The sequence below is a fragment of the Arthrobacter sp. 01T419 genome, assembly GCF_056398865.1.
The window spans coordinates 47,610-67,348 of record NZ_JBFTQF010000003.1; the positions used below are offsets into that span (position 1 = coordinate 47,610).

The 19,739-nt window shown below is 64.2% G+C and carries 21 protein-coding genes; 5 read left to right on the forward strand and 16 right to left on the reverse strand.

Translation table 11 applies throughout. The features are described 5' to 3' along the window. Nucleotides 1–34: 34 nt before the first annotated feature. The 3 genes from AC1DLO_RS06195 to AC1DLO_RS06205 all read right to left on the reverse strand — a co-directional run bounded on the left by AC1DLO_RS06195 (nucleotide 35) and on the right by AC1DLO_RS06205 (nucleotide 2,405). Nucleotides 35–559 carry a YbhB/YbcL family Raf kinase inhibitor-like protein gene (locus AC1DLO_RS06195; protein WP_476888816.1) on the reverse strand — a complete coding sequence of 175 codons (525 nt, stop codon included), beginning with the start codon at nucleotides 557–559 and terminating at the stop codon, nucleotides 35–37. After that, nucleotides 556–1,524, reverse strand: coding sequence for a carbohydrate kinase family protein (locus AC1DLO_RS06200; protein ID WP_476888817.1), 969 nt, complete (start codon nucleotides 1,522–1,524; stop codon nucleotides 556–558). The genes AC1DLO_RS06195 and AC1DLO_RS06200 overlap by 4 nt, the downstream gene beginning before the upstream one ends. A gap of 68 nt (nucleotides 1,525–1,592) precedes the next feature. Further along, nucleotides 1,593–2,405, reverse strand: coding sequence for an alpha/beta hydrolase (locus tag AC1DLO_RS06205; protein WP_184741231.1), 813 nt, complete (start codon nucleotides 2,403–2,405; stop codon nucleotides 1,593–1,595). Nucleotides 2,406–2,556: 151 nt separating this feature from the next. Between AC1DLO_RS06205 and AC1DLO_RS06210 the strand changes: the two genes are divergently transcribed. From AC1DLO_RS06210 to AC1DLO_RS06220, 3 genes are all read left to right on the forward strand, one after another. Beyond that, nucleotides 2,557–3,660: a GTP pyrophosphokinase gene (locus tag AC1DLO_RS06210; RefSeq protein ID WP_476888818.1), complete on the forward strand. Its 1,104-nt coding sequence runs from the start codon at nucleotides 2,557–2,559 to the stop codon at nucleotides 3,658–3,660. A gap of 6 nt (nucleotides 3,661–3,666) precedes the next feature. Then, a complete protein-coding gene (locus AC1DLO_RS06215; RefSeq protein WP_476888819.1) occupies nucleotides 3,667–5,166 on the forward strand; it encodes a SulP family inorganic anion transporter in 1,500 nt (499 codons plus the stop codon). Between the two features lie 162 nt (nucleotides 5,167–5,328). Continuing rightward, nucleotides 5,329–6,315 carry a bile acid:sodium symporter family protein gene (locus AC1DLO_RS06220; RefSeq protein WP_476888820.1) on the forward strand — a complete coding sequence of 329 codons (987 nt, stop codon included), beginning with the start codon at nucleotides 5,329–5,331 and terminating at the stop codon, nucleotides 6,313–6,315. A 3-nt stretch (nucleotides 6,316–6,318) separates the two neighbouring features. Here AC1DLO_RS06220 and AC1DLO_RS06225 read toward each other — a convergent pair whose 3' ends face one another. Genes AC1DLO_RS06225 through AC1DLO_RS06250 form a run of 6 tightly spaced genes read right to left on the reverse strand, consistent with a single transcriptional unit; the run spans nucleotide 6,319 to nucleotide 10,872 of the window. Continuing rightward, complete coding sequence (locus AC1DLO_RS06225; protein WP_476888821.1) at nucleotides 6,319–6,939, reverse strand: LacI family DNA-binding transcriptional regulator; 621 nt, start codon at nucleotides 6,937–6,939, stop codon at nucleotides 6,319–6,321. A gap of 3 nt (nucleotides 6,940–6,942) precedes the next feature. Further along, entirely contained in the window at nucleotides 6,943–7,689 is a 747-nt protein-coding gene (locus AC1DLO_RS06230; RefSeq protein WP_476888822.1) for a LysR family transcriptional regulator substrate-binding protein, read from the reverse strand. Between the two features lie 47 nt (nucleotides 7,690–7,736). Beyond that, nucleotides 7,737–8,828, reverse strand: a complete 1,092-nt coding sequence (locus AC1DLO_RS06235) for a sulfate/molybdate ABC transporter ATP-binding protein (RefSeq protein ID WP_476888823.1) — start codon at nucleotides 8,826–8,828, stop codon at nucleotides 7,737–7,739. Beyond that, complete coding sequence (locus AC1DLO_RS06240; RefSeq protein WP_476888824.1) at nucleotides 8,825–9,628, reverse strand: ABC transporter permease; 804 nt, start codon at nucleotides 9,626–9,628, stop codon at nucleotides 8,825–8,827. The genes AC1DLO_RS06235 and AC1DLO_RS06240 overlap by 4 nt, the downstream gene beginning before the upstream one ends. 6 nt (nucleotides 9,629–9,634) lie before the next feature. Next, nucleotides 9,635–10,465, reverse strand: a complete 831-nt coding sequence (modA, locus tag AC1DLO_RS06245) for a molybdate ABC transporter substrate-binding protein (protein WP_476888825.1) — start codon at nucleotides 10,463–10,465, stop codon at nucleotides 9,635–9,637. After that, on the reverse strand, nucleotides 10,462–10,872 hold the full coding sequence (locus AC1DLO_RS06250) for a TOBE domain-containing protein (protein ID WP_184741238.1): 411 nt from the start codon (nucleotides 10,870–10,872) through the stop codon (nucleotides 10,462–10,464). The genes modA and AC1DLO_RS06250 overlap by 4 nt, the downstream gene beginning before the upstream one ends. A gap of 168 nt (nucleotides 10,873–11,040) precedes the next feature. Here AC1DLO_RS06250 and AC1DLO_RS06255 point away from each other — a divergent pair, with 168 nt between their 5' ends. Then, nucleotides 11,041–11,490 (forward strand): DUF5997 family protein, encoded by a 450-nt coding sequence (locus tag AC1DLO_RS06255; protein ID WP_476888826.1) that lies wholly within the window; start codon nucleotides 11,041–11,043, stop codon nucleotides 11,488–11,490. Nucleotides 11,491–11,641: 151 nt separating this feature from the next. Next, nucleotides 11,642–12,283, forward strand: a complete 642-nt coding sequence (locus tag AC1DLO_RS06260) for a hypothetical protein (RefSeq protein ID WP_476888827.1) — start codon at nucleotides 11,642–11,644, stop codon at nucleotides 12,281–12,283. On the opposite strand, the gene AC1DLO_RS06265 is transcribed toward AC1DLO_RS06260, so the two are convergent. The 7 genes from AC1DLO_RS06265 to argH all read right to left on the reverse strand — a co-directional run bounded on the left by AC1DLO_RS06265 (nucleotide 12,284) and on the right by argH (nucleotide 19,612). After that, nucleotides 12,284–13,714, reverse strand: coding sequence for an MmgE/PrpD family protein (locus AC1DLO_RS06265; RefSeq protein ID WP_476888828.1), 1,431 nt, complete (start codon nucleotides 13,712–13,714; stop codon nucleotides 12,284–12,286). After that, a complete protein-coding gene (locus tag AC1DLO_RS06270; RefSeq protein ID WP_476888829.1) occupies nucleotides 13,711–14,646 on the reverse strand; it encodes a polysaccharide deacetylase family protein in 936 nt (311 codons plus the stop codon). Before AC1DLO_RS06270 ends, AC1DLO_RS06265 begins: the two co-directional genes overlap by 4 nt. After that, nucleotides 14,646–15,500, reverse strand: a complete 855-nt coding sequence (locus tag AC1DLO_RS06275; RefSeq protein WP_476888830.1) for a polysaccharide deacetylase family protein — start codon at nucleotides 15,498–15,500, stop codon at nucleotides 14,646–14,648. The genes AC1DLO_RS06270 and AC1DLO_RS06275 overlap by 1 nt, the downstream gene beginning before the upstream one ends. A 5-nt stretch (nucleotides 15,501–15,505) precedes the next feature. Further along, nucleotides 15,506–16,378: an ABC transporter substrate-binding protein gene (locus AC1DLO_RS06280; protein ID WP_476888831.1), complete on the reverse strand. Its 873-nt coding sequence runs from the start codon at nucleotides 16,376–16,378 to the stop codon at nucleotides 15,506–15,508. A gap of 41 nt (nucleotides 16,379–16,419) precedes the next feature. Then, nucleotides 16,420–17,184, reverse strand: coding sequence for an amino acid ABC transporter ATP-binding protein (locus tag AC1DLO_RS06285; protein ID WP_476888832.1), 765 nt, complete (start codon nucleotides 17,182–17,184; stop codon nucleotides 16,420–16,422). Continuing rightward, on the reverse strand, nucleotides 17,181–18,095 hold the full coding sequence (locus AC1DLO_RS06290; protein WP_476888833.1) for an amino acid ABC transporter permease: 915 nt from the start codon (nucleotides 18,093–18,095) through the stop codon (nucleotides 17,181–17,183). The genes AC1DLO_RS06285 and AC1DLO_RS06290 overlap by 4 nt, the downstream gene beginning before the upstream one ends. A gap of 74 nt (nucleotides 18,096–18,169) precedes the next feature. Further along, nucleotides 18,170–19,612, reverse strand: coding sequence for an argininosuccinate lyase (gene argH / locus AC1DLO_RS06295; RefSeq protein ID WP_476888834.1), 1,443 nt, complete (start codon nucleotides 19,610–19,612; stop codon nucleotides 18,170–18,172). Nucleotides 19,613–19,739 lie beyond the last annotated feature (127 nt).

Consider the following 19,739-nt stretch of genomic DNA (forward strand, 5'->3'; position numbering starts at 1 on the left):
TCTAGTGGGGCCGGCCGCCGAGGGCGGCTACGAGCTACCGGCGCTCGAAATGGCCCGTGATGACGGCCCGGGCCAGGGTGTGTGACACCAGCTTCCGGACAAGCGCACCCGTGGAGGCGCCGGCGTCGAGACCCAGTTCTTCGACGTCAACGGCATGCACGGCCACGATGTACCGGTGCGGTCCATGTCCTGGCGGAGGGGCGGCCCCCAGATAACCGGGGAACCCGGCGTCGTTCTTCAACTGGAAAGCGCCCGACGGCAAGTGCGAACCACCTTGAACCCCGGCGCCGGCCGGCAAGGAGCTCACACCGGCAGGGATGTTGATTACGGCCCAGTGCCAATAGCCATCGGCCTTCGGGGCATCGGGATCGAAAACCGTGACGACGTAACCCTTGGTTCCCGCCGGGGCTCCATCCCAGCTCAAGTGTGGCGACTCGTCTTTGCCTCCGGCCACGCCGAAGCGCTTGCTGGTCTGTGCCGGTTTGAGCGCGTCACCGTCCTTGACCGATTCGCTGGTGAGATCAAAGGCCGGGACGCGAGGAAGGTCGGCGTAGCTCATGGCTTCCTTTCAGTGGTTGCCTCAGCCTCTGGGGCGCCTAGGGCGTTGAGCTCGGCTCGCGTCGGCGGGTTCGCGCCTGGCCGGGAGACAGTGACAGCCGCAGCACGCGCTGCATGGTTGAGGATCCCTTCGAGCACTTCGGCAGGCATGGCATGCAGCTCGTCCCGGTTTTGCGCCCCTGCCAGTCCTTGATCGACAATCCCTGAGAGGAGCGCGGCCATGAAAGAGTCACCCGCGCCCACCGTGTCCGCCACGTCGATCTTGGGGGCGTCCACTTGGGCCTCGCCAGCGGCAGTGACTCCCCAAGGTCCGTCCGCTCCCCGTGTGACCACCACGAGGGCCGGTCCCGCACTACCGCCCAGGCGCAGCCAGCGCCGGGCCGATTCCAGGACGTCGACGCCGGGGTAGAGCCACTCAAGGTCCTCGTCGGAAGCCTTGACCACGTCGGAGAGCGCCACGAAGTGCTCCACTTGGGCGCGAGCGTAGTCCCGGTCTGTGATGATGCTGGGCCGGCAGTTGGGATCGAAGCTGATGGTCGCGTTCGGGTGGGCGTGCTCGACGGCGGCAAGGACTTCCGCTGCTCCCGGCTCCAACATGGTGGCGATGGAGCCGGTGTGAAGGAGGGACGTTCCCTGAAGCATGAAGGGCAGTCGAGTTGCGAGGCCGGGAAGTTCCCAGATGAGGTCGAAGGTGTAGCTGGCCGCGCCGTCGTCGTCGATCAGTGCAGTGGCCACACTGGTGGGATTCTCATCCGGCGGCAGCGGAACCATGACGGAACTGGAGCGCAGGTGGGCCGCGATCGAGTCGCCGTAGGCATCCTTACCGAAGCGTCCGATGAACTGGACGGCGTGGTCCAGCCTGGCCAGCCCCACGGCAACGTTGAGCGGGCTGCCGCCCACGTGGGCATCGACTCCCGAGGAGCGCTGGACCACATCAACCAGCGCTTCACCAATGACTGTCAGCATGGGACAACTCTGCCACGCAGATGTGGTGCGCGTCTCTCAATGACAGTGGGTGACTTGTCAGCAAACCGTCACACCAGAAGCCGCTGCACCAGCTCCCGGCATTTCTTGTACGCAACCGCCCTGGGATCGATCAGGTCGAAATGGTCCCCGGGTACCTTGAGGAGCTGTGCGGCGCCTCCGGAAGCAGTGGCAGCGGCAACGTAAGCCTCAGATTGGCTACACGGAACATCTTCGTCAGAAGCAGCGTGGACGGCAAAAACCGGAACACTGATGGGGAGCGACCTCATGGGGTCCGCATAAATATGCCGTTTGGGGTATCTAATGGAGTCGCCGCCCATCAGGTTGTCGACGGCACCATTGCTCAGGTTGAGCCGTTCGGCATCTGCCAGGTTCAGGAGCCCTGATTGGCTCACCACGCCGGTCAGCCGCACGGCTGTGCCATTGTCGTGCCGATGGAGCTGCCGATCGGCGTCGGGGGCACCAATTTTGGAGAGCTTTTCCCGGCCGGCTGCCCACACCGCAAGGTGGCCGCCTGCGGAGTGGCCCAGCGCAACCACTTTGTCCAGGTTGAGTCCGTGCGTGCCGGCAATCTCGCCCAGATGGTCGATTCCATCGAGGACGTCTTCGAACGTGTGCGGCCACCCGCCACCGTTTCCTGCCCTGCGGTACTCAAGGTTCCAGGCGGCGATTCCGTGTGCAGCGAGGTCCCGCGCAATCGGCTCGCCGAGCTCGGCGCCGTATTGCGAGCGCCAATATCCGCCGTGGATCACCACCACCACTCCGTCATGCCGACTGCGGTGTGCCTCCAGTGAGTTGTCTGGTACGAACAACTCGCCCCATTGGCTGGAGTGGTCGCCGTAGTAGTACTTGTGCCGCTTCATCGTGTCCTCCTTTGTGCCGAGCCTATCGCGGCGGGGCGACGCGGAGGGGGAGCCGTCGCGGTTTCCGCGCGGACACAGGCAAAGGAGCGCGGTCCGGCTCCAACGCGGTCCGGCTCCGAAAACTGTCGGCCCTCCGCCGTAAGCTGGAGGCATGGCTAGCAATTGGGACAGCTTGGATCCTCAGCTGCGCGAATCAGTACAGGCGAACGTGGAGCTCTACGAACGCGTCCGGCCTGCCCTGAAGCTCGTCACCCGCGACGTCCTGTTGACCTTGCGGGACATGCTCAAGGACAGCGAGTCCGTGCCCCTTTTCGTCACGGGACGCACCAAGACGGTCGAATCCTTCCGGGAGAAGATCTCCCGCACCGAAGTGCCCCTGGAGGGCGGTCCCCGGGTGCTGAAGTTCCCGGACCCGTTCCGCACCCTGAACGACATGGTGGGACTGCGCGTCATCACCAAGCTTCCGGCCGAGAACGCCGCCGTTGCCAATTTGATCAAGCGCCAGCGCCAGCTTTTCGATTGCCGTGGCGACCTCGAGAAGGACATCGGCTCGATCGAGTCCGGCACCTACGGATATTCGAGCCGCCACCTCATCCTGCGCACCATCCAGAACGAGACCGTGAAGGCCTACCAGCAGGTCTTCAATCCGGACATTCCGCCGAATGGCAGCTATTTCTTCGAATGCCAGATCCGTACGGTTTTTGCCCATGCCTGGAGCGAGATCGAACACGACATCCGCTTCAAGGCTGAGGATCCGCGCGCCTGGACACCACATTTCGACCGCCAGTTCACGGCCACCGCAGCCATGCTGGAAACCGTGGAAAGCGCCTTCGCGGACCTCCACGAACGCTACGAGGAGGTCCGCGGTTACTGGGATCTGGACGGCGAAGGGTCCATGCCCCTCACGCCCAACCGTGTACGTGACGTCTGGCGGACGCTCCTTCCGCACGTTGACCGTAAAGTTGATGACGACTGGGGCTGGGCTGCGGAGCTTCTGGCGGCCCACGGACTGAACAAGACCGTGGAACTCGCCGGTCTCCTCAGCGCCAACCGGATCACCGAGGTCCGCAAGGCCTTGGACCACCGTTACTCCCCCGGACCGGACCGCCTCCTGGATGATCTCCTGCTGTGGCAGTACGGCACCGAACACATCGACCTCACCGCCGAGGCTCCCGACGTCGTCCCCCACCCCCGGCGGGACAGCCTCCAGCGGCGGCTCAAGCAGATTGAGCGGTACCGCCTGACCAACAGCTAAGGACCCATGACACCCGAGCAGCTCCAGTCCCTCCGTTTCACGCTGCGCTCGCCCCGCAGGCTCAAAACGGAAGCCCTGGCCGGTTTGGTGGTGGCCCTTGCGCTGATTCCAGAGGCCATCGCGTTCTCTGTGATCGCCGGCGTGGATCCTCGGATCGGGCTCTTCGCGTCCTTCACCATGGGAGTGACCACTGCGATCGTGGGTGGCCGGCCGGCCATGATCTCCGCGGCTACTGGCGCCGTCGCGCTCGTGATCGCCCCCGTCATGAAGGAGCACGGGCTCAACTATCTGATTGCCACGGTCATCCTGGCGGGGATCTTCCAAATCGTCTTGGCGGTCCTGGGCGTCACGCGGCTCATGCGCTTCATTCCCCGTTCCGTCATGATCGGATTCGTGAACGCCTTGGCCATCCTGGTGTTCATGGCCCAGTTGCCCGAGCTGATCGGCGTCCCCTGGATGGTCTACCCGATTGTGGCCATAGGGCTTTTGATCGTCTTCAGTCTGCCCAGGATCACGACGGCGGTGCCCGCGCCTTTGGTGGCGGTCGTCGCCCTCACCATCGTCACGGTGATGGCAGGAATCAGGGTTCCCACGGTGCACGATAAGGGCGAACTCCCCAACAGCCTTCCCGGCTTCTTCTTGCCGAATGTGCCTTTGACCTGGGAGACCTTCCAGACCATTGCACCGTTCGCCTTGTCCATGGCGCTGGTGGGCCTGCTGGAGTCGCTCCTGACCGCGAAACTCGTGGACGACATCACGGACACCCGTTCCAACAAGACCCGGGTCTCCTGGGGCCAAGGCATCGCGAACATCGTCACCGGTTTCCTGGGTGGCTTGGGCGGCTGCGCCGTCATCGGACAGACCATGATCAACGTCAAGGGTTCGGGTGCCCGCAGCAGGCTATCGACCTTCCTGGCCGGAGCATTCCTGCTCGTGCTTGTTGTGGCCCTGGGGGACGTGGTCGGCATGATCCCCATGGCCGCCTTGGTTGCTGTGATGATCTTCGTTTCCCTCATCACGTTTGACTGGCATTCGATCCGGCCCGCAACGCTCAGGCGCCTCCCGAAATCCGAGACCGGCGTCATGCTGGTGACCGTGGCCGTGGTGGTGGCGACCCACAACCTGGCCATCGGAGTTGGCGCCGGCGTCCTCGCGGCCATGGTGCTGTTTGCCCGCCGTGTGGCCCATTTCGCCACGGTGGAACGGAGCGAGCTCGAACTCAATGGCAGGACCGTGGCGAGCTACACGGTGGACGGTGAGTTGTTCTTCGCTTCATCCAACGACCTCTACACGCAATTCGACTACGCGAAAGACTCCTCGGAGGGAATCGACCACGTGGTCATCGACCTGCACGCTTCGCACATCTGGGACGCCTCCACCGTTGCCGTGCTGGATTCCGTCACAGAAAAATATCGCAGGCACGGCCGCGAGGTGGAGCTTATAGGGCTCAACGCGGCCAGCATCCGGATGCGCGAGCGGCTCGCGGGCAAGCTCAACGCGGGCTAACGTCCCTGGCCCCAACTAGCTCGCAGTTGTTGTCGTTATGAGCCGCCAAAACGACACTTAATGCGAGTTAGTTGGGTCTGGAAACAACGGTCATCTGACATATTCATTCGATTCGGGTCACGGATTGGGAGCACGTTCTACCGCGGGTGCCACGATAGACAGATGCTTGAGGCAACAACCAACCCCACCGAAACTCCCGTCCTGAATCCGGCGCTTGCCGCGGAAGCCAAGATCGCCCGGATTGCGGTCACGGTCTTCCCCCTGCTCGTCGTTCTCGCCGGAGTGGCCGGTTTCCTGCTCCCGGATGCCTTCAAACCACTGGGTCCCAGCGTGCCCTACCTCCTGGGCATCATCATGTTCTGCATGGGCCTGACGCTTACCCCGCCGGACTTCGCATCAGTAGCCAAACGCCCCTGGGCCGTGGTGCTGGGCATCGTGGCGCACTACGTCATCATGCCGGGTGCCGGTTGGCTGATTGCGGTGGCGCTCAACCTTGAGCCGCAGCTGGCTGTCGGCCTGATCCTGGTGGGCTGCGCGCCGTCCGGCACGGCTTCCAACGTCATGGCGTTCCTCGCGAAGGGTGACGTTGCCTTGTCCGTGGCTGTCGCGTCAGTCTCTACCCTCATCGCCCCCATCTTGACCCCCGTTCTGGTCTTCTTCCTGGCGGGATCGTTCCTGGACATCGATGCCGGCTCCATGGTCCTGGACATCGTCAAGACAGTCCTCCTCCCGGTCGTCGGAGGCCTCGCGGCCCGCCTCTTCCTCAAGAAGCTCGTCGGCAAGGTGCTACCGGCACTTCCCTGGGCATCCGCCGTCGTGATCTCACTGATCGTCGCCGTGGTGGTGGCGGGCAGCGCCAGCAAGATCGTTGCCGCGGGCGGCATCGTGTTCCTCGCCGTGGTGCTCCACAACGGTTTCGGCCTCGGCCTGGGCTACCTGGCGGGCAAGCTGGGCCGGCTTGACGATAAGGCACGCCGGGCATTGGCCTTCGAGGTCGGCATGCAGAATTCCGGCCTTGCCGCCACTTTGGCCACGGCGCATTTCACGCCGCTGGCAGCGTTGCCGTCGGCCGTTTTCTCGCTGTGGCACAACGTTTCCGGTGCCATTGTCGCGGCGTGGCTGGCCCGGAAGCCGCTCAAGGAGAGCTGACAGCTACGGAGCCTTGAACTCCCACGGCGCGGCCTTGGTGGTTCCCGCGCCAATAGTGCGTCCGGCGAGCCGGTCCAGAAGGAGGGTGATGGCACCTTCGAGGGCTTCCGGTTCCGGGATCCCACCGGCGGATCCAGGTGCCAGGACATCGAACCCGGCGGGCTGCATGGTGTCCGAAATGATGACCTGGGCCACTCCCCGCCGGGCGAGTTCGCCCACCGTGAGATCGAGAAGCGTGCCAGGCGGAAGGGCGCCAATGATGGCCCCGTCGGCACCGCCGGAGAGCATGAACCGACGCCATCCTTCGCCGATGAGGATCACCGGCTGGTAGCCGTGCTCGGGCAAGATGCGTGCTGCAGCCGTGGCCAAAGCACGGTCCCAGGGCCATTCGAGATCACCGATGGCAATCGCAACCAGATCTGTCTTGCCGCGGCGCATTCCGCGGGCTGCCTGGTTAGGCACGTAACCCAGCTCCTTGGCAGCCGCCTGCACGCGCGCTTGGGTTGACTCGCTGATGCGGGTGGTGCCGCCGTGGCGCCCGGACAGGACATAAGACACGGTGGTGAGGGAGACGCCCGCGCTCTTGGCGACGTCCCGGATGGTCGGCTTCGCTCCAAGTCCCATAGCCTAGCGCTTTCCTTTCTTGCGGGAGCCCTTGCCGCGTCCCTTGTCAGGGTTCGGAGCATAGCGCTGTGCCACCGCCGGCTTCTTGGCGCCGGTGCCGCGCCTGTCCGGCTTGGGGGCCTTCTTGGGTTTCTCCTGCTGCGCCGAAGGCTGCCGGGAGCTCTGGGCCGTGCGGCCGCGGACAATTCCGATGAACTCCTCAATGACCTCGCTGGTGGAATCGCTCGGCCACGCCAAGGCGATCTGCGTCCCTTCCGCCCCGGTCAGGCGACGCGCCACCGTGTCCTTGACGTTGAAATGCCGGGCTACGGACATCGGCAGGATCACCAGACCGGCACCGGAGGCCACCACCTGCATGGCCATCTCCGGCCCACCCATCTCGGCGACATCCAGGAAGTTCTCCTCCGCGAGATCCTCCAATGCCACCTCTTCGAAGACGGAGATCTCATGCCCTTTCGGAGCAACCACCACGGGCTGCTCTTCGTAAAGAGGGATGACGTGGAGTCCATCGCGGTCCACAGGCAAGCGCACAAAGCTGAGGTCCGCGGAGCCGTCGCGCAAGACCGCAAGTTGCGCGTCGTCGTCGGACATGAACGAGTGCAACGGGACATCGGGCATCCGCTCTTCCCAGCGCCGGATCCATTTCCCGGGCGTTACGCCGGCCACGTAAGCGAAGCGCAACTCCCGGGGACCGCTGGTTTCGGCATCGGGGGTCCCGGAGGCGGGCAGGGATTCTTCATCGGCAGGCACCAGTTCACAGTACCGCGCACCATCCGGCAACGCAGCGCCAGCCCAAGCTACGCCGCGTACACCTGGACTGCCGTGGCCTTGACCACAAAGTAGACGCGCGACCCCGGTTCCAGTCCCAGCTCCGCGGACGCAGCCGGCGTGATGTCCGCTGCGAGGTCGCCGGCACGGACGCGGATATGGTCACCGTGCGGTTCGAGATCCGTGATCGCAACCGGGAATGAGTTGCGTGGGCTGCCATGCGCGGCGTCCAGGAAGACGGAAACGGCCGACGGCGGGAAGGCGGCGACGCCGGGCTGGCCCGGTTCGGCTTCGTCGTCGAGATGTCCCGCGACATGCAGGCTCGCGCCGCCCGCAAAGCTGGCGCCCGCAGCGCCGGCCGCAGTGGCGAACGTCCTCAGTCCATCCTCCGTGACCGTGCCCGCGAGGAGATTCACCCCGGCCAGTCCCGCGGCGAATTGGCTGCGGGGCCGCCGGAACACCTCCCGGGTGGCGCCTTCCTCCACAATCGTGCCCTTTTCCATGACAATCACCCGGTCCGCGAGCATGAGGGCATCCAGGACGTCATGGGTGATGATCAGGGCGCGATGTCCGGACAGAACCCTCTTGAGGAGCCTGCGCAAATGTGGAGCAGCATGGATGTCCAGGGCGGACATCGGTTCGTCGAGGAGCAGCAACTCGGGGCTTGCCGCCAGCGCGCGGGCCACGGCAACGCGCTGCGCTTGCCCTCCAGACAACTGGCCGGGCTTCCGTTCGGCCAACTGCGCGACGTCCACTTCGGCAAGCCAGTGCCGTGCCGTTTCGCGTGATTGCGCCCGGGAAGCACCTGCGCTGCGCGGGCCGAAGGCCACGTTGTCCAAGACGCTCAGGTGCGGGAAAAGCAACGGTTCCTGTGCAAGCAGGGCCGTACCGCGAAGGTGCGGCGGGGTCCAAACCCGGCTACCGCCGTCGAGGTTGAACAGGACCCGCTCTCCGAGGCGGGCAGAGCCGGCGTCGGGCCTCAAAAGCCCTGCCGCGACGGAAAGCAGCGTCGATTTTCCTGCCCCATTGGGCCCGAGGATCGCCACGGTTTCCGCCGGTCCAAGGCTCAATGACACGTCCAGGTTGCGGGCACGGACGGTGGCGTCGATGTGGAAACTCATGCGGCCGCCTCCGCCGGAATATCCGCACGGTGCGGACGCCGGTAGGAGAGCCCGACGACGATCACCGCCACCGCCACCAGCACCAGCGAAAGAGCGACGGCGGCATCGGCGTCTGTCTCCCGCTGAAGGTAGATTTCCAACGGCAAAGTCCGGGTGACACCCTGCAAGCTGCCTGCGAATGTCAGGGTGGCCCCGAATTCGCCCAGGCTGCGGGCAAAAGACAACACCGCTCCAGACGCGAGTCCGGGGAGGACCATGGGCAATGTCACGCGGCGCAGGATGGTGGTGGGACGGGCGCCGAGAGTCGCGGCAACCGCTTCGTAGCGGTTGCCGGCCGTCCGGAGGGCGCCTTCGAGGCTGACTACCAGGAAGGGCAAGGCGACGAAGGTCTGCGCCAGGACCACTGCCGTCGTCGAAAAGGCGATCTGGATGCCCGCGAGCTCAAGGCTCTTGCCCAGAAGGCCCTGGCGCCCAAAGGTATAGAGGAGCGCAATGCCGCCCACCACCGGCGGCAATACCAAGGGCAGGAGGACGAAGGCGCGGAGGAGTCGCTGCCCGCGGAACGGCCGTCGGGCAAGGACCAGAGCCAAGGGAATGCCCAGAAGGACGCAGAGGGCAGTGCTCGCGGCGGAGGTGCGGATGCTGAGCCCCAGCGCCGTGAGCGAGGATTCGGAGGTTACCAACGGGATGAATTGGGCCCAATTGATCTTGGCGACCATGGCAGCCAAGGGCAGCAGGACGAACAAGCCGCCCGCTGCCGCAAGGCCATAGACCCAACGCGGTATCCCGCTGTAGTTCATCAACGCCTACGGTACGCCAAAGCCTGCGTCACCCAGGACTTTCTTGCCCTCGCTGCCAGTGACCAGGCTGATGAAGGCCGCAGCAAGGTCCTTGTGCTTGCTGGTGGTGACGGTGGCGATCGGGTAGGTGTTGAGAGCGTTGCTGGCCTCGGGAAACGGAACGCCCTTGACCTTGTCTCCAGCGCCCTTGACGTCGGTGACGTAGACCAGTCCGGCGTCGGCCTCACCCGAGCTGACCTTGCCCAGGACATCGGTCACCGAGGACTCTTCGCTGACGGGTTTCAGGGTGGTGCCGGTGGCCCTTTCCACGCTCTGGGCAGCAGCCCCGCACGGCACTTGGCTCGCGCAGACAACCACCTTCACGCCGGGCTTGGCGAGGTCCGCGAAGGAAGAGATCGACGCCGGGTTGGCCGGCGGGACGGCGATGGTCAGGACGTTCGTGGCAAAGTTCGTTGCCTTGCCGTCCACGAGGGAAGCATCGGAGAGCTTGCCCATGTTTTTCGTATCGGCGGACGCGAAGACATCCGCCGGGGCTCCCTGGGTGATCTGAGTGACCAAGTCCGAGGACCCCGCAAAGCTGAGGACCACTTTGGTGGCGGGATTCTTGGCTTCGAACTCGGAGGCAAGCTTGGTGAATGTTGCCTTGAGGGAAGCGGCGGCATAAACCGTGACGGTGCCGGAGAGCTGGGGCGAGGTGCTCGCGGAACCCGCGCTTCCCGCGCTGCTACTGCCCGCGCTGCCGCTCCCGGCGCCCGGCGAGCCTGCACAGCCCGCGAGTCCGGCAATCAAGCTCCCCGCTGCCAACAAGATTCCAACGTTCCTGTGTGCGATCTTCACGTAATGCTCTTTCCCTGCGCTGTTTCAACAATGACGGTGGTGGCCTTGACGACGGCCGTGGCAACGGATCCCAGCTCAAGGCCGAGTTCCCGGACAGCCTCGCTGCTCATGAGGGAAACCACCCGGAAGGGGCCGCATTGCAGCTCTACCTGGGCCATCACCTTGTCAGTAGTGATGCCGGTAACCAGGCCTACAAAACGGTTGCGCGCAGAGCGGCCCACTTTGCTGGGGTCCTCGGGCAGCGCTGCCTGCTCGCGGGCCAGATGGGCAAGCTCGAGTCCGTCCACCACCAGGCGGCCGGACTCGTCCTTCGTTCCAGTAAGGGCGCCGTGATCAATCCAACGGCGGACGGTATCGTCGCTCACTCCGAGGAAACGGGCGGCCTCGGAAACTCGTATATGCGGCATGAATTCATCCTAGAACCTCATATGCGCTTTTGATGAGAACTATTGACCGCAAAACCATATGTGACCCGTGCTTAGGCGCCCCTTCCGCCGTCGAGCGCACGGAGCATCGCCCGGACGATCCGGTTAGCCGCTGTGCCACTTCCCTGCGGTGGCGGATACCCTTGAACCATGACCTCTGCAAACTCCCAGTCCATGAAGCCGGCCACCGTTGCCAAGAAACTTGGCATCTACCTGCCCGCAACACCCCAGGAGTTCCAGGATTCGGAAATCACCCGCGCCGATTTCGCCGAGCTCCAGGCCAACGCACCGGAGTGGCTCGCCGAACTCCGCCGGACGGGTCCGCACCCGCGTCCCGTGGTTGCCCAGAAGCTGAACATCTCCATCAGCGGCCTCGCGCGCGGCGGCATCACCGAACCCCTGACGACGGCGGAAATCACCGAACTGCTAGCTGCACCGCCGCAGTGGCTCGTCGTCGAGCGAGCCACCCACGCGGCCGTCCGCTCCGAGGCAAAGCGCATTAAGGATGAAGCTGCCAAGAAGGAAGCCACCAAGGAAGCGAAGACGAACGCCTCGGCCAAGCGGGACGCACCCAAGGCGTCCAAGCGGGACCACGCTTAGGCTCCACTCGGATTTCGACAGGAAGGCGGATCGTCCCAGCCGGGATGATCCGTCTTCCTGCGTTTGTGCTCAGATCAGGCTCTCGCCTCCAAGCTTTCCTCGGCGCATACTGAATTTGAAAGCGGTGCGCGTTCGCTTGGAGGTGGTCCGATTGCCCGCCACAACTGGAGTCCAGCTGACGGTCTGGGAGATCGGACTGTGGGCAATTCTGCTCATGTGCGCTGTGGCCTTGACGGTCCATGCCGTCCGCAAGAGCGTCGCGCAAGGAGTGCCCGACGGACATGTCACCTTGCAGGGGCCGCGTTCCCACCGGGATCTGGACCTCATCAAAGAGCCCGACTCCGTCTTTTGGAACATCTTCGCCGGACTTGTGGTGGTTGTCCCGGCAGTCGTCATCCCCGCCCTCGCCTCGCCCGCCGTCGGGCTCTTGATGCTCTTCCTCGGCATGGGGGCCGCTGCTGGTGCCTTCACCGTCGGCCGGAAAATGGAGCAGAAGCGCCAGAGCAAGCCGGAAAACCGCCCAGGCTACGCTGAAGCATCCGCACGTCACGACGCTCTTTTGGCTCGTTGGCAACGGTATGAACTGGACCCCGCCAAGGGCATCGACTTCCCCGGCATGAGCGACGTCAACGTTCCCCAAACCGCCGCCTTGGTCCGTGCAATCCAAGAAGCCCAACTCTGCCGCATGACCGCCGGGACGGACTATCCCCGCGCCGTCGAGCGGTTGGACGTTGCGATGGCCGAGGCGGAAGCAGCTGCTGGCGTTTCCGCCCCGCAGCTAACAAGCGACTAGTCAGCTGATGACGCTCGCCTCGCCGGGGGCGAGCAGCAGTTGCTGCACGCGCCCGATGTCCGGCACGTCCTCCAGCGCCGTGACCAGATTGACGAGTTCGGCGGCGTCATCCGCCGAAAGGCGCGTACCGGCCAGGGACAGGAACTTCCCGATGGTTTGCTCATCGCTGAGCCTATTCGTGGAAGCTCCGCGCGCCCGGACGGCCTGGAGCGAGTAGTCGCCGTCGACGGTACTGACGGTGATGTATGGTTCGGCGGATCCGCCCTGCTGGGCGGGATCCACTTCCATCGAAATTCGTCCCATCAGTGCGCCGACGCGGGGGTCATTCCTGCCGTGTTCGGTGATGTCGTCCAGCCCTACACCGCCGCGGAGCAGGGCCGTGGCCAAGGCAAAGTGCATGCTGAGCTGGGCCGATACCAGTGAAGACACATCCGCTTTGCCGCACATGTCCATGATCAGGGAGCTGGTCCGGACTGTGACGCCACGAATGTCTTCCCGGGTGAAGCCGTGGTTCCGCTGGAGTTCCAGGGCTGCGTCAACGGCGGAATGCGTGCTGCGGCAGCTGGCGTACGGCTTGATGGACGCCTTTTCGATCTGCCACTCCTCGCCCAGGGCGGCATGGATCGCCGACTCGTCCGTAGAGACGCCTGAGCTTCCGCCGTAGATCTTCAGGAAGCCGCCCCACGGCGCGGAGAAGAGGTCAGCGGGGCCGGTGAACCCGCCCCTGGCCAACAAGGCACCGTTGAGACCGGCCTCCGCGGCCCGGCCCACGTGCATGCGCTTGGACATTGCGCCATCTCCGATGAACGCCCAGGTTCCGCCCGTGAAAGAACCGGCCAGTCCGATGGCCGATGCCATGCGCTCGGCGTCGAGTCCGAAGATGATGCCCGCGGCGGCGGCAGCGCCGAAAGTACCGCAAACGCCGGTGGAGTGCCAGCCGAGGTTGTTGACGGCGTCGTACCCGCCCAAGGCGTCCTGGACGCGACGGGCGAGCTCGTACCCCGCCACTACCGCGTGCATCAATTGCCTGCCGGACACCGGACCGTCCTGCATGGCCGCCGCGGCGAGGGCCGCAGGGAGGACAACAGCCCCCGAATGATCGCAGCCGCCGGAGTCGTCCAGTTCAAAGGCGTGGCTCGCGACGCCATTGATGAAAGCGGCGGCGAGGGGCGGGGCCACGGCCGGAGCTCCCCACAGGGGCGCGGCCTTTGATCCCGTCTGGCTGGAGCCGTCACCGGCCAGGCCGTACCCGGGCAGAAGGGCTGAACGGCTGATGGCGACTTCCCGGGAAGCCGCACCCGCGATCCCGGCCCCGAGGGTATCCAGGATGTGGATCCTCGCCCGGTGGCGCACGCTGTCCGGGATGTCCTGGAAGCTGAGCGAGGTGATGAAGTCGGAAAAGATCTCGGATGCGCTCCGGGAATGGTTCATTTGCCTTTGCCTGACGTGGTGATGGTGTGGAAGATTTCCGCGGGATGGCCGGCTGCATTCGATTCGCCGCGTTCGCGCCACCACGCGGCGACCTCGCCGCCCGTGGCAACCCAGACGTCGTCGTGGCGGTTCACATGGTCCATGAATTCGCGCAGCATCCCGATTCGACCCGGGGTCGCGATAATCTCGGGGTGGACGGTGAGGACGAAGCAAAGGCCTTCGGTCCGGTAGGCCTCGAATTCGATGATCCAATTCCGCAGGACCTCCCGGGTGGAGGCGATGCGCGGGCTGCCCTTGGGAAGGGGCGGGTCCAAATTGAACACGAAGTAGGGAAAATCGTCCAGTTCGTGATGCCTGGGGATCTCCACCAGCCGACTCGCCTCCCCCGCGTGGAAGTGCGGAATGTCGTCGCCATGCCACGAGGACGACCAGCTGAAGCCATGGCCAGCCAATGCGGCAGGCAGGCCGTGGGCGTACGATCCGCGACCGACGCGGAAACCCTCCGGCCGGAAGCCGAGGCGGTCATGGAACGCAGCCTGTGCCCTGAGGATCGATTCCAGCTGTCCGTCGAGGTCCAGGCCGCCGAAGTCCTCCAGCGCCCAGCCCATGTTGGCGAGTTCGTGGCCAGCCGCGGCCACCGCCTCGAGTTGCCTCGGATAGACCTCCAGATTGCGTCCGGGGATGAACCAACTGGCTCGCGTTCCGCTGCGCTCGAGTTCCGCGAGTAAGCGGTCGACGCCGCGCGTGGCGCCATATTGCCCCACGGAAAGGCTTTTGGCGCGGTCGACGGCGTCCGGGGCTGCGGAGAGGATGGACAGTTCCGCTTCGAACGCCACGGTGAGGACGAAAGCGCTCTTCTTGCCTTCCGGCCAGCGGGCGGGATCCGGCGACTGATGGCCCGGCGTCGGGGACTGCTGTTCCGGCGTCGTCATCAAGCTTTCTCCTGCAGATCTGGCGCTTGTCGCGATTGCCACCAGCGGCTCACGTCCCGGCAACTGGCAAACCACACGTCGTCTTGGGCGCCCATGTGCTCCATCCAGCGGTCTAGGAGTGCGGCACGGCCCGGCCGGCCCACCACTTTGGGGTGGAAGATCGTCGAGAGGCATAAACCTTCGGAATGGTAGCCGTCGAATTCGCGCATCCAGTTATCCAAGGTCAGTTCGTAGCTGGCTATCCGATCGCCGCCCGAGGGCCAGTCCGGGTTGGTCGTGTAAGCCAATGACGAGTAGTCGTCCATTTCGGAACGCGCAGGAATCTCGACGAGGCGTCCTCCGGGATGGAAGTACGGCCGGTCGTCGCCGCGCATGGAGCTGGAGTATTCGAAGCCGAGCTCCTCCAAGAGCAGCGGCGTTTCGGGGCGCCAGTCCCCCGACGGAGTCCGGAAACCGACGGCCGTGGTCCCCAGGACATTGTGGAAGATCCGCTGGCTGGTTTCGATGACCTCGCGCTGCTGCTCCAAGCTGAGGTCCCAATATTTCTCGTGCCGGTAGCCATGGTGCGCCACCTCGTGTCCCTGTTCCACGATCCGGCGGCACTGTTCCGGCCAGGTCTTCACCACCCATGCAGGGGTGAAGAACGTCGCCGGGAAGGAGTGCCGCTCAAGGAGCCGAAGGATGCGGTCCAGGGCCCGCCAAGGGCCGTAGGCCCCCTGGGTAAAATACTCGGGACGGTCCCAAATGGTGCCCTTGAGCATGGCGTCCCCCGTGGGACCGTCCAGATCGAAAGCGAGGGCGACGGCGGCCCGCTTGGTTGCCGGCCACACCGCCGCCCCCGCTTCGTTGTTCAACGGAATCAAGACTTGACGCCGTTGACTTCCGGGGTCATGGAGCCATAGCCGAGGCCCCACTTGTCCAGGATTTTCTGGTAGTCGCCGCTGGCTTTGACCTTGTTGAGGGCGTCTTGGATGGCGTTCACCAGTTGCGTGTTGCCCTTTTTGGCAAGGATGCCGAACGGCTTGGCCGGAAGGGAATCAAGCACGGCCTTGTATTTCCCGGGCTCGGTCTTGTCGAAGTACGCGAGGTTTTCGGCGCCCTGGACGGCAAGGTCCACGCGTCCCTGGTCGATCTGCAAGCGTGCTGCTGCCCCGGAGTCCGTGGGAAGGATACTGATCTCCGGCAGGCCCTTGTCCGTGCAGAGGGTCTTGCTCAGCGCCTTGACCTGCTCGAAATAATCGGTCTTTCCGCTCACAGCCAGCTTCTTGCCGCAGGCATCCTGTTGCTTGGTGAACTCGCCGGCTCGGCTTCCCGATGTGTACAAGCGGCCTTGGGACTTGAAGTAGTCCACGAAGTCCGCGCTCTTTTGGCGCTCCATGGTGTCCGAGATGCCGGACATGACCACATCGACCCGGCCGGTCTGGGCCGAGTTGATCAGCTGGTCGAACGGCGATTCCACTACTTCAACCTTCACGCCGAGGGCTTCGCCGAGCTTCTGCTGGAGCTCGATGTCGAGGCCGGCCAGGTTCTTGTCATTGTCCCGGAATTCCATCGGGGGGAAATCGGGAGAGAGCCCGATGCGGAGTTTTCCGGCATCCTTGATTTCCTGCGGAAGACCGGCAGGTGCGGATGCAGAAGGTGCGGCCACCGGTCCACCCACGCAGGCGGTCAGGCCGAAGGTTGCGGCGGCGGCCACCGCGGCGAGGCGGGCGGCGGTCTTGAGGTGCTTCATGATGGCTCCGTTGTTGTGAGGGATGCGGTTGGGGTAAGGGGCTACAGGACGCGGGACAGGAAAGCCTGCGTACGTTCGTGCTGGGGGTTTCCGATGACTTCGGACGGCGGGCCCATCTCGACGATCTGCCCGTTGTGCATGAAGGCCACACGGTCTGCGACTTCCTTGGCGAAGCCGATTTCGTGCGTCACCACGATCATGGTGAGGCCCGAGCGTGCGAGGTCCTTCATGACATCGAGGACTTCGCCCACGAGCTCAGGGTCCAGCGCCGACGTCGGCTCATCGAAAAGGATCAACTCCGGTCTCATGGCAAGCGCCCGGGCGATTGCCACGCGCTGCTGCTGGCCTCCGGAGAGCTGCCGAGGGTAGGAGTCCTCCCGGCCTGCGAGCCCCACCCGGGCCAGCAGTTCCGAAGCGAATTTGCGGGCTTCGGCCGGTTTCTCCTTCTTGACCAAGACGGGGCCCTCGATGATGTTGTCGAGGACGGTCATGTGCGGAAACAGGTTGAACCTCTGGAAGACCATGCCGATGGACTGCCTCTGCCGGGCAGCTTGCTTGTCCGAAAGTTCAAACAGGCGGTTCCCGTCCTGGCGGTAGCCCACCACACTTTCGCCAACCCAGATACGGCCATTGGAAAGCGTCTCAAGGTGGTTGATGCAGCGCAGGAAGGTGCTTTTGCCGGATCCCGAGGCCCCTAGCAGGCACACCACTTCGCCGGACTTGACCTCAAGGTTGATCCCTTTCAGGACCTCGTTGAGGCCGAAGCTCTTGTGGACGTTTTCGGCCCTGACAAGGACGTCGCTCATCGGATGGCCTTTCTGTTCGTGCCGAAGATGCTCTTCAGCCGCTGAAGCGGTGTCAGTGGAAGCTGCTTGCTGGAGGAACCCTTGGCGAAGAAGTGTTCCAGGTAGAACTGCCCGATGCTCAGGAGCGAAACAGCTCCCAAATACCAGACCGCGCAGACGATCAGGAGCTCCATGATTCGGTTGTTCACGTAGTAGATGTGCTGGGCTTCGGAGAGGATTTCGCTGACGCCGATGGCCGAGGCGAGCGAGGTGGTCTTGAGCATGCCGATCACTTCGTTGCCAACGGGCGGGATGATGACCCGCATAGCCTGCGGAAGGACGATCTTCCGCATCGCCTGGAGTCGGGTCATGCCGATTGCCTGTGCGGCTTCGGTCTGTCCCTCATCGACGGACAGGATCCCGCCCCGCACTACCTCCGAGGTGTAGGCGCCCTGATTGAGGCCAAGGCCGATCGAGGCCGCCACGAACGGGGTCAGAAGGTCGATCATCCGGCCCTGGAACACCCCCGGGATACCGATGTACGGGAAGATCAGGGCCAAGTTGAACCACATGAGCAATTGCAGGTAGACCGGAGTTCCACGGAAGACCCAGATGTACAGCCAGGCCACACCTGACACCACCGGGTTCTTGGACAAGCGCATGACGGCCGTGACGACGCCCAGGACGAGTCCGATGACCATGGCGATCACCGTGAGGACAATTGCCACCCCGATGCCCTGGATCAACACCGGGACCGCCAGGTATTCCTGGACAGTTGCCCAGTCGATCTGTGCACGGGAAAAGGAGATTCCCAGCCAAACCAACAGGAGCACCACCAAGGCCGCCCCGGCCCAGCGACCTATGTGGCGGCGCGGGACAATTTTCAGCTCCGGCACGTCGCTCGCGACGCGCGGCTCGATTTGAGTATTCATAGCTGTTCCTGGCTGTTCCTAGGTTGGGGATCGATGTGCGGCAGAGAGCGTGGTCATGGCACGGACCACCCTTTCTAGCCTTGGTCTTCCGGCGTGACCCGCAGGCCTTGATAGTTGCCGGTCCAGCTCTTCACCTGGTCGAGGTTTGCCCGCAGGCGGGTGAGCTGTTCCGCAACGCGATGCGGTGCGGTTCCGCCGAAGCCCGAGTGTGCCTCAAGGGCGGCTTCGATCGTCAGGACCGATTTCACCTCGGGGGTGAGGCGCGGGTCCACGGATGCGAGCTGTTCAGTGCTGAGATCCCCGTAGTCCAGTCCGTTCGTTTCGCAGAAACGGACCAAGGCTCCCGAAATCTCATGCGCCTCGCTGAACGGGATGTCCTGCTTGGCGAGCCAATCGGCGACTTCCGTCGCGAGGGTGAACCCCGCCGTCGCCTGCTTTGTGGTGACCTCGACGTTGACAGTGAAGGTTCGCACTAGCCCGCTGAGGGCCGGAAGTGCCACCTCCAGGGTGTCGACGGCATCGAAGACTGCGTTCTTGTCTTCCGCGAGGTCCCGGTTGTATGCCAAGGGAAGCGACTTGACGCTGGCCATGAGGCCCATGAGGTCGCCGAGGACCCGGCCCGACTTTCCCCGGGCGATTTCGGCGATGTCCGGGTTCTTCTTCTGCGGCATGATCGAGCTGCCCGTGCAGTAGGCGTCATCCATGCGGATCCAGCCGAATTGCTGCGATGCCCAGGAGATGATCTCTTCGCACAGCCGGGAGATGTCGATCAAGGTCAACGAGCAGACGAACAGGAATTCGATCGCCGCATCCCTGCTTCCGACGGCGTCGATCGAGTTCTCGGCGCTCGTCTCGTACCCCTGCTCCCGGGCTGCAAGCTCCGGTTGGAGCGCGAAAGTGGAACCGGCAAGAGCCGCTGCTCCGAGCGGAGAGACAGCCGAGCGGCGGTCCCAGTCCTGGAAGCGGTGCAAGTCCCGCAGCAGCGGCTGGGCGTGGGCCAGAAGCTGGTGGGCGAAGACCACGGGCTGGGCCGACTGAAGGTGGGTGAATCCCGGCACCGGAGTGTGAAGGTGCTGCTCGGCCTGCCCTGCCAGAGCCTCGGCCAACTCCAGCACGAGGGCGCTGACCCCGCGGACCTTGTCCCGCATGTAGAGGCGGAGATCGTTGGCTGCCTGGTCATTGCGGGACCGCCCCGCCCGGATCTTGCCGCCGACGGGTCCCATTCGCTCGATCAGCAAGCGCTCCAAGAAGGTGTGGACATCTTCGTCCCCCTGCTGCGGAATTGCTTTGCCCTGCACAACATCATGCGCCAACTCGTCGATCGTGGTGAGGAAGCCGGGCAACTCGTCGTCATTGATGAGTCCTGCCCGGTTCAACTCCCTGACGTGGGCGCGGGAACCATGGAGGTCATAAGGGGCCAAGGCAAAGTAGCGGGGGTCAGAACGGGAAAAGCGGGACAGCTCCGGACTTGACGTGCCGGCGAACCTGCCGCCCCACAGCTTGGTCTGTCCTGTCATGAGTGAAACTCCTAGATCTATCGGTGTCTTGCCAGTGGTGAGTTGCATCCGGTGAGCTACGTCACCTTGGGTGCAACTAAAGTATTTCCTTAGTAAACCAGCGAGGTCAATGAAATTTGAGATATTT

Coding starts and splice junctions, on each gene's coding strand:
- AC1DLO_RS06195 (WP_476888816.1), bottom strand. CDS start 559: ATGAGCTACGCCGACCTTCCTCGCGTCCCGGCCTTTGATCTCACCAGC.
- AC1DLO_RS06200 (WP_476888817.1), bottom strand. CDS start 1,524: ATGCTGACAGTCATTGGTGAAGCGCTGGTTGATGTGGTCCAGCGCTCC.
- AC1DLO_RS06205 (WP_184741231.1), bottom strand. CDS start 2,405: ATGAAGCGGCACAAGTACTACTACGGCGACCACTCCAGCCAATGGGGC.
- AC1DLO_RS06210 (WP_476888818.1), top strand. CDS start 2,557: ATGGCTAGCAATTGGGACAGCTTGGATCCTCAGCTGCGCGAATCAGTA.
- AC1DLO_RS06215 (WP_476888819.1), top strand. CDS start 3,667: ATGACACCCGAGCAGCTCCAGTCCCTCCGTTTCACGCTGCGCTCGCCC.
- AC1DLO_RS06220 (WP_476888820.1), top strand. CDS start 5,329: ATGCTTGAGGCAACAACCAACCCCACCGAAACTCCCGTCCTGAATCCG.
- AC1DLO_RS06225 (WP_476888821.1), bottom strand. CDS start 6,939: ATGGGACTTGGAGCGAAGCCGACCATCCGGGACGTCGCCAAGAGCGCG.
- AC1DLO_RS06235 (WP_476888823.1), bottom strand. CDS start 8,828: ATGAGTTTCCACATCGACGCCACCGTCCGTGCCCGCAACCTGGACGTG.
- AC1DLO_RS06240 (WP_476888824.1), bottom strand. CDS start 9,628: ATGAACTACAGCGGGATACCGCGTTGGGTCTATGGCCTTGCGGCAGCG.
- AC1DLO_RS06250 (WP_184741238.1), bottom strand. CDS start 10,872: ATGCCGCATATACGAGTTTCCGAGGCCGCCCGTTTCCTCGGAGTGAGC.
- AC1DLO_RS06255 (WP_476888826.1), top strand. CDS start 11,041: ATGACCTCTGCAAACTCCCAGTCCATGAAGCCGGCCACCGTTGCCAAG.
- AC1DLO_RS06265 (WP_476888828.1), bottom strand. CDS start 13,714: ATGAACCATTCCCGGAGCGCATCCGAGATCTTTTCCGACTTCATCACC.
- AC1DLO_RS06270 (WP_476888829.1), bottom strand. CDS start 14,646: ATGACGACGCCGGAACAGCAGTCCCCGACGCCGGGCCATCAGTCGCCG.
- AC1DLO_RS06280 (WP_476888831.1), bottom strand. CDS start 16,378: ATGAAGCACCTCAAGACCGCCGCCCGCCTCGCCGCGGTGGCCGCCGCC.
- AC1DLO_RS06285 (WP_476888832.1), bottom strand. CDS start 17,184: ATGAGCGACGTCCTTGTCAGGGCCGAAAACGTCCACAAGAGCTTCGGC.
- AC1DLO_RS06290 (WP_476888833.1), bottom strand. CDS start 18,095: ATGAATACTCAAATCGAGCCGCGCGTCGCGAGCGACGTGCCGGAGCTG.
- argH (WP_476888834.1), bottom strand. CDS start 19,612: ATGACAGGACAGACCAAGCTGTGGGGCGGCAGGTTCGCCGGCACGTCA.